Source organism: Streptomyces sp. SID486, assembly GCF_009865385.1.
Lineage (GTDB): Bacteria > Actinomycetota > Actinomycetes > Streptomycetales > Streptomycetaceae > Streptomyces.
Genome location: NZ_WWJT01000335.1, coordinates 1 through 6,859, shown reverse-complemented (window position 1 = coordinate 6,859; position 6,859 = coordinate 1). Strand labels below are relative to the sequence as shown.

Below are 6,859 nucleotides of genomic sequence, written 5' to 3'. Positions count from 1 at the left end.
CCGCCGTCCGGGCCGCCCGCGCCGCCCTGCCCGCCTGGGCCGCCACGGCCCCGGCCGAGCGCGCCGCCCGTCTCGTCGCCCTCCGGGACGCCCTCGCGGCCCGGGAGGACGAGATCGCCGGGACGGTCACCGCCGAACTGGGCTCACCCCTGCAGTTCTCCCAGGCCGTGCACGTCGGCCTGCCGATAGCGGTCGCCGGCTCCTACGCCGAGCTGGCCGCGTCCCACTCCTTCGAGGAGAAGGTCGGCAACTCCACGGTCTTCCACGAGCCGATCGGCGTGGTAGGCGCGATCACCCCCTGGAACTACCCCCTCCACCAGATCGTCGCCAAGGTCGCCCCGGCCCTGGCCGCCGGCTGCACGGTCGTCCTGAAGCCCGCCGAGGACACCCCGCTCACCGCCCGCCTGTTCGCCGCCGCGGTGCACGAGGCGGGCCTGCCCGCGGGCGTGTTCAACCTGGTCACCGGTCTCGGCCCGGTCGCCGGGCAGGCCCTCGCCGAACACCCGGGCGTGGACCTGCTCTCCTTCACCGGCTCCACCGCCGTCGGCCGGCAGATCGGCGCGGTGGCCGGCGCGGCGGTGAAGAAGGTCGCCCTCGAACTGGGCGGCAAGTCGGCCAACGTGATCCTGCCGAGCGCCGACCTCGCCAAGGCCGTGGCCGTCGGCGTCGCCAACGTGATGTCCAACTCCGGCCAGACGTGCAGCGCCTGGACCCGCATGCTGGTCCATCGCGACCGCTACCAGGAGGCCGTCGAGCTGGCCGGCGCCGCCGCCGCCAAGTACGGCGACCGCATCGGGCCGCTGGTCAGCGCCAGACAGCGGGACCGGGTGCGCGGTTACATCGAGAAGGGTGTCGCCGAGGGTGCCCGGCTGGTCGCCGGTGGCCCCGAATCCCCGCGCGAGCGCGGCTACTACGTCAGCCCCACCGTCTTCGCCGACGTCACCCCGGAGATGACGATCGCCCAGGAGGAGATCTTCGGCCCGGTGCTGTCGGTCCTGCGCTACGACGACGAGGACGACGCCCTGCGCATCGCCAACGGCACGGTCTACGGCCTCGCGGGCGCCGTCTGGGCCGCCGACGAGGCCGAGGCCGTGGCCTTCGCGCGCCGTATGGACACCGGCCAGGTCGACATCAACGGCGGCCGCTTCAACCCCCTCGCGCCTTTCGGCGGTTACAAGCAGTCCGGTGTCGGCCGGGAACTCGGCACGCACGGACTCGCCGAGTACCTCCAGACCAAGTCCCTCCAGTTCTAGTCCCTCCAGTTCCAAGGGAGCCACAGACCCATGGCCGTACGAGCCGCCGTCCTTCCCGCCATCGGCGCGCCCCTGGAGATCACCGGCATCGAGCTGCCCGATCCGGGCCCCGGGCAGGTCCGGGTCCGTCTCGCCGCCGCCGGAGTGTGCCACTCCGACCTGTCCCTGACCGACGGCACCATGCGGGTGCCGGTCCCGGCCGTCCTCGGCCACGAGGGCGCCGGCACGGTCGTGGCCGTGGGCGAGGGCGTCACCCATGTCTCACCCGGGGCCCTCGTCGTCCTCAACTGGGCCCCGTCGTGCGGCGGCTGCCACGCCTGCACGCTCGGCGAGGTCTGGTTGTGCGCCAACGCGCTGAACGGTGCCGCCGACGTGTACGCCCGCACCGTCGACGGCACCGCCCTCCATCCCGGCCTGAACGTCGCCGCGTTCGCCGAGGAGACGGTGGTCTCCGCGTCCTGCGTGCTGCCGCTGCCCGAGGGGGTGCCGCCGGTGGACGCCGCCCTCCTGGGCTGCGCGGTGCTCACCGGCTACGGCGCGGTCCACCACTCGGCCGGTGTCCGGCCCGGCGAGACGGTCGCCGTGTTCGGCGTCGGCGGGGTCGGCCTGGCCGCTCTCCAGGCGGCCCGCCTGGCCGGCGCGTCCCGGATCGTCGCGGTCGACGTCTCCCCCGGGAAGGAGGAGCTGGCCCGCGCCGCCGGCGCCACCGACTACGTGCTCGCCTCCGCCGACACGCCCCGCGAGATCCGCGCCCTCACCGGCAGGCAGGGCGTCGACGTCTCCGTGGAGTGCGCGGGCCGCGCGGTGTCGATCCGCGCGGCCTGGGAGTCCACCCGCCGGGGCGGCCGTACCACGGTCGTCGGCATCGGCGGGAAGGACCAGCAGGTCACCTTCAACGCCCTGGAGATCTTCCACTGGGGCCGCACGCTGTCCGGCTGCGTCTACGGCAACAGCGACCCGGCCCGCGACCTGCCCGTGCTCGCCGCGCACGTGCGCGAGGGGCGTCTGGACCTGTCCATGCTGGTCACGGAACGGATCGGCCTGGAGGGCATTCCGGCCGCCTTCGAGAACATGCTCGCGGGCAAGGGCGGGCGCTCGCTGATCGTCTTCTGACGCCCGGCGCGGCCGCCTGCCCGCGCCTGCGGCACCCGGCGCATCGGCCGCTCCTCCGGCACCCAGACGCACCCGCTCGGCCCCCGGCACCCGGCGCTCAGCGCACCCGCTCGGTCCCCGGCACCCGGCGCTCAGCACACCCGCTCGGGCCCCCGGCGTCCGGCGGACCTGGGCTGCGGTCCCTCCCGGCGTACGGCCCGGACGACCCCCGGGGTGAGGGCGCCCGCCGTCCGAGCCAGGCACGCACGGCTGACCCGGCCGGCGGGAACCGGACGCGGTGTCCTCACTCCCGTACCTGCTCGTACTGCTGGGCCAGCCCGTCCAGCAACGCGCCGAGCCCCGCCTCGAAAGCCCGCTCGTCGATCTTCTCCTGCTGCTCGGCGAGGAGGTGGGCCTGGCCGAGGTGGGGGTAGTCGGCAGGGTCGTACGCGCTCGCGTCGTCCACGAAGCCGCCGGCGAACGAGCCGAGCGCCGAGCCCATGATGAAGTACCGCATCAGCGCGCCGATGGAGGTGGCCTGCGCCGGCGGCCAGCCCGCGTCGACCATCGCGCCGTAGACCGCGTCGGCCAGCCGCAACGCGGCGGGGCGGCGGCCGGGGCCGCGGGCGAGGACCGGGACGATGTTCGGGTGGTCGCGCAGGGCGGCCCGGTAGGAGACGGCCCAGTCGTGCAGCGCGGTCCGCCAGTCCCGGCCGTCCTCGAACATCGACAGGTCGACCAGCGCGCTCACCGAGTCGGCGACCGCCTCCAGGATCTCGTCCTTGGTGCGGAAGTGGTTGTAGAGCGAGGGCCCGCTCACTCCCAGTTCGGCCGCGAGCCGCCGCGTGGAGACGGCCGCGAGCCCCTCCCGGTCCACGAGTTCCCGGGCCGTCTCGACGATCCGGTCGGTGCTGAGGAGGGGCTTGCGCGGTCGGGCCATGGCGCACATAGTAGGGCTGCGGACAGAAACTAGCAGTGCTAATTTAAATGTACAGCTTTCAAGATCCTTCGACGGATCCGTTTGGTATGGGGTGATCTCGTGGTGAACCTGGGGCTCAGCGAGGAGCAGACGGCCGTACGGCGGCTCGCCCGGGACTTCGTGGCCCACGAGATCGCACCGCACGTGGTCGCCTGGGACCGGGCCGAGGAGGTCGACCGGGGCATCGTCAAGAAGCTCGGCGAGGTCGGCTTCCTCGGGCTGACCGTCGACGAGGAGTACGGCGGCTGCGGCGGTGACCACCTGGCCTACTGCCTGGTCACCGAGGAGCTCGGCCGGGGGGACTCCTCGGTCCGCGGGATCGTCTCCGTCTCCCTCGGGCTCGTCGCCAAGACGATCGCCGCCTGGGGGAGCGAGGAGCAGAAGCGGCGCTGGCTGCCGGGGCTCACCTCAGGCGACCACGTCGGCTGCTTCGGGCTCACCGAGCCGGGCACCGGCTCCGACGCGGGCAACCTCACCACCCGCGCCGTGCGCGACGGCGACGACTACGTCCTCGACGGCACCAAGATGTTCATCACGAACGGCACCTGGGCGGACGTCGTCCTGCTCTTCGCCCGCTCCACCGACGCCCCCGGCCACAAGGGCGTGTCGGCCTTCCTGGTCCCCGCCGACACCCCCGGCCTGACCCGCCGTACCGTGCACGGCAAGCTCGGCCTGCGCGGGCAGGCCACCGCCGAGCTGGTGCTGGAGGGCGTGCGCGTTCCCGCCTCGGCGATGCTCGGTGAGGAGGGCAAGGGCTTCTCCGTCGCGATGTCCGCGCTGGCCAAGGGGCGGATGTCGGTGGCCGCCGGTTGTGTCGGGATAGCCCAGGCGGCGCTGGACGCGGCCGTGCGGTACGCCGGTGAGCGCGAGCAGTTCGGGGGGCCCATCGCCCGCCACCAGCTGGTGCAGGAGCTGATCAGCGACATCGCCGTCGACGTGGACGCGGCCCGGCTGCTGACCTGGCGGGTGGCCGACCTGATCGACCGCGGCGAACCGTTCGCCGTGGAGTCCTCCAAGGCCAAGCTGTTCGCCTCGGAGGCGGCCGTCCGCGCCGCCAACAACGCTCTCCAGGTGTTCGGCGGGTACGGCTACATCGACGAGTACCCGGCCGGCAAACTCCTGCGCGACGCCCGCGTGATGACCCTCTACGAGGGCACCAGCCAGATCCAGAAGCTGCTCATCGGCCGTGCCCTGACCGGCGTTTCGGCATTCTGAGTACGTGCCTGAGTAGTCCGGCGGATGTGGCGGGGGCCGCGTCCGCCGATGCTGTGGTCCATGAGTGACACACCCGTCAAGCAGCAGAGCACGGCGGCCTTCCACGGCCAGGCCGTCGCCTCCTTCGCGGTCGCCATGGCGGCCACCGCCATCGGCATCTTCCGGCTCGACGCGAACGCCTGGGTCCGCGGCTTCCTGGCGATCGCCGTCCTCTACCTCGTCACCTCCGCCTTCACCCTCGCCAAGGTGATCCGGGACCGGCAGGAGGCCGGGCAGATCGTCAGCCGCGTCGACCAGGCCCGCCTGGAGAAGCTGCTCGCCGATCACGACCCCTTCGAAAAGCTCTGAGCGGCTCTTTCGACATGCTCTGAGCGGCTACGCTAAGCGCTCGCTCACCGTCGGCGGTATGGTGGTGCTCCTGTCACGAGAGGGGCGCAGAAGCGATGAGTACCGCGGAGGAGACGGCCGGCGGCGAAGTGGAGCCGTGGGACGAGGTCACCCCTGACGCGGCCCGGCGGCTGCTCGTCGCCGCCGTGGAGGCCTTCGCCGAGCGTGGCTACCACGCGACGACGACCCGGGACATCGCGGGCCGCGCCGGCATGAGCCCGGCCGCGCTCTACATCCACTACAAGACCAAGGAAGAGCTGCTCCACCGGATCAGCCGCATCGGCCACGACAAGGCCCTCGACATCCTGCGCACCGCCGCCCGCCGCGAGGGCAGCGCCGCGGAGCGGCTGGCCGACGCGGTCAGCTCCTTCGTCCGCTGGCACGCCGGCCGGCGCACCACCGCACGGGTCGTGCAGTACGAGCTCGACGCCCTCGGCCCCGCCGCCCGTGCCGAGATCGTCGCGCTGCGCCGCCAGGTGGACGCGGAGGTGCGCGGGATCATCGAGGACGGCGTGGCCTCGGGCCAGTTCGACGTCCCGGACGTGCAGGGGACCACGCTCGCGGTGCTGTCGCTGTGCATCGACGTCGCCCGCTGGTTCACCGTGAACGGCCCGCGCACCCCCGAGGAGGTCGGCGCCCTCTACGCCGACCTCGTGCTGCGCATGGTCGGGGCCGAGTAGGGCCGCCCCGCCCTACAGGTAGTACCGGGACACCGACTCCGCGACGCACACCGGCTTGTCGCCGCCCTCGCGCTCGACGGTGAAAGCGATCGCCACCTGCACACCGCCGGTGACGTCCTCGACGCCGGTGATCTTCGCGGTGGCGCGCAGCCGGGAGCCGACGGGGACGGGGGAGGGGAAGCGGACCTTGTTCGTCCCGTAGTTCACGCCCATCTTCACGCCCTCGACCCGGACGAGCTGCGGCCCGAAGAGCGGGAGCAGCGACAGGGTGAGATAGCCGTGGGCGATGGTGGTCCCGAACGGGCCCTCGGCGGCCTTCTCGGGGTCCACGTGGATCCACTGGTGGTCCCCGGTCGCCTCGGCGAACAGGTCGATCCGCTTCTGGTCGATCTCCACCCAGTCGGTCGTCCCCAGCTGCTCGCCCACGGCGGCCTTCAGCTCGTCGGGGGAGGTGAAGGTCCTCGGTTCTGCCATGTTCCCGGCCTCTCGCTCGCGTCTCTAAGCAACTGCTTAGCATGGTCGGGTGGAGGGTCGATGTCAACGGACACCCGGGCGAAGCGGTGGGTAAGGTCTGAGGAGTGCCCCAGATCCCCGAGAAGATCCACGAGCTGACCGTCGGCCAGCTGGCCGCGCGCAGCGGAGCCGCGGTGTCCGCCCTGCACTTCTACGAGTCCAAGGGGCTGATCTCCAGCCGGCGCACTTCCGGCAACCAGCGCCGCTACTCCCGTGACACCCTGCGCCGGGTCGCCTTCGTCCGCGCCGCCCAGCGGGTCGGCATCCCGCTGGCGACGATCCGGGACGCCCTGGCCGAACTGCCCGAGGAGCGGACGCCGACCAGGGAGGACTGGGCGCGGCTCTCGGAGAAGTGGCGCTCGGAACTGGAGGAGCGGATCCAGCAGTTGAACCGTCTGCGCGACCACCTCGCCGACTGCATCGGCTGCGGGTGCCTGTCGCTGGAGACGTGCGTGCTGTCCAATCCGGACGACGTGTTCGGCGACCGGCTGACGGGGTCACGCCTCATGGCGGAACGCCGCTGACGGCTGCGGGCGCTGCGCCGACGGCCGGTAGCCCGGCGTGTGCCGTCCGGTGGTCGCCGGGTGCGGGGTTCGTCGTGGCCGGTCGCGCAGTTCCCCGCGCCCCTTCGGGGCGCTGGTGGTGGCGGTGGAATCGGAGGTGGGGGGTGTCGTTCGTGGATTTCGGGTGCGGGTTTCGTCGTGGCTGGTCGCGCAGTTCCTCGCGCCCCTTCGGGGCGC

The 6,859-nt window shown here is 72.7% G+C and carries 8 protein-coding genes; 6 read left to right on the top strand and 2 right to left on the bottom strand.

The genetic code is table 11. From position 1 onward, the window contains the following. Together GT045_RS15565 and GT045_RS15560 are read left to right on the top strand one after the other, a co-directional pair. A partial coding sequence (locus tag GT045_RS15565; protein WP_161334520.1) for an aldehyde dehydrogenase family protein occupies nucleotides 1-1,253 on the top strand: 1,253 nt, incomplete at its 5' end. A gap of 30 nt (nucleotides 1,254-1,283) precedes the next feature. Further along, nucleotides 1,284-2,366: a zinc-binding dehydrogenase gene (locus tag GT045_RS15560; RefSeq protein WP_161334519.1), complete on the top strand. Its 1,083-nt coding sequence runs from the start codon at nucleotides 1,284-1,286 to the stop codon at nucleotides 2,364-2,366. Nucleotides 2,367-2,649: 283 nt separating this feature from the next. Here GT045_RS15560 and GT045_RS15555 read toward each other — a convergent pair whose 3' ends face one another. Next, nucleotides 2,650-3,285 carry a TetR/AcrR family transcriptional regulator gene (locus GT045_RS15555; protein WP_161290585.1) on the bottom strand — a complete coding sequence of 212 codons (636 nt, stop codon included), beginning with the start codon at nucleotides 3,283-3,285 and terminating at the stop codon, nucleotides 2,650-2,652. A gap of 102 nt (nucleotides 3,286-3,387) precedes the next feature. On the opposite strand from GT045_RS15555, the gene GT045_RS15550 reads away from it, so the two are divergent. The 3 genes from GT045_RS15550 to GT045_RS15540 all read left to right on the top strand — a co-directional run bounded on the left by GT045_RS15550 (nucleotide 3,388) and on the right by GT045_RS15540 (nucleotide 5,606). Then, nucleotides 3,388-4,539 carry an acyl-CoA dehydrogenase family protein gene (locus GT045_RS15550; protein WP_161334521.1) on the top strand — a complete coding sequence of 384 codons (1,152 nt, stop codon included), beginning with the start codon at nucleotides 3,388-3,390 and terminating at the stop codon, nucleotides 4,537-4,539. 60 nt (nucleotides 4,540-4,599) lie between these two features. Next, entirely contained in the window at nucleotides 4,600-4,887 is a 288-nt protein-coding gene (locus tag GT045_RS15545) for a YiaA/YiaB family inner membrane protein (RefSeq protein ID WP_161290587.1), read from the top strand. 95 nt (nucleotides 4,888-4,982) lie between these two features. Continuing rightward, the gene (locus GT045_RS15540; protein WP_161334518.1) at nucleotides 4,983-5,606 is read left to right on the top strand and encodes a TetR/AcrR family transcriptional regulator; all 624 of its coding nucleotides are present in this window, start codon (nucleotides 4,983-4,985) and stop codon (nucleotides 5,604-5,606) included. A gap of 12 nt (nucleotides 5,607-5,618) precedes the next feature. Here the strand turns inward: GT045_RS15540 and GT045_RS15535 are convergent, their stop codons facing one another. Continuing rightward, the gene (locus tag GT045_RS15535; protein ID WP_161334517.1) at nucleotides 5,619-6,080 is read right to left on the bottom strand and encodes a MaoC family dehydratase; all 462 of its coding nucleotides are present in this window, start codon (nucleotides 6,078-6,080) and stop codon (nucleotides 5,619-5,621) included. 104 nt (nucleotides 6,081-6,184) lie between these two features. On the opposite strand from GT045_RS15535, the gene soxR reads away from it, so the two are divergent. Next, nucleotides 6,185-6,643: a redox-sensitive transcriptional activator SoxR gene (gene soxR, locus GT045_RS15530; protein WP_161291399.1), complete on the top strand. Its 459-nt coding sequence runs from the start codon at nucleotides 6,185-6,187 to the stop codon at nucleotides 6,641-6,643. The last annotated feature ends 216 nt before the right edge of the window (nucleotides 6,644-6,859 follow it).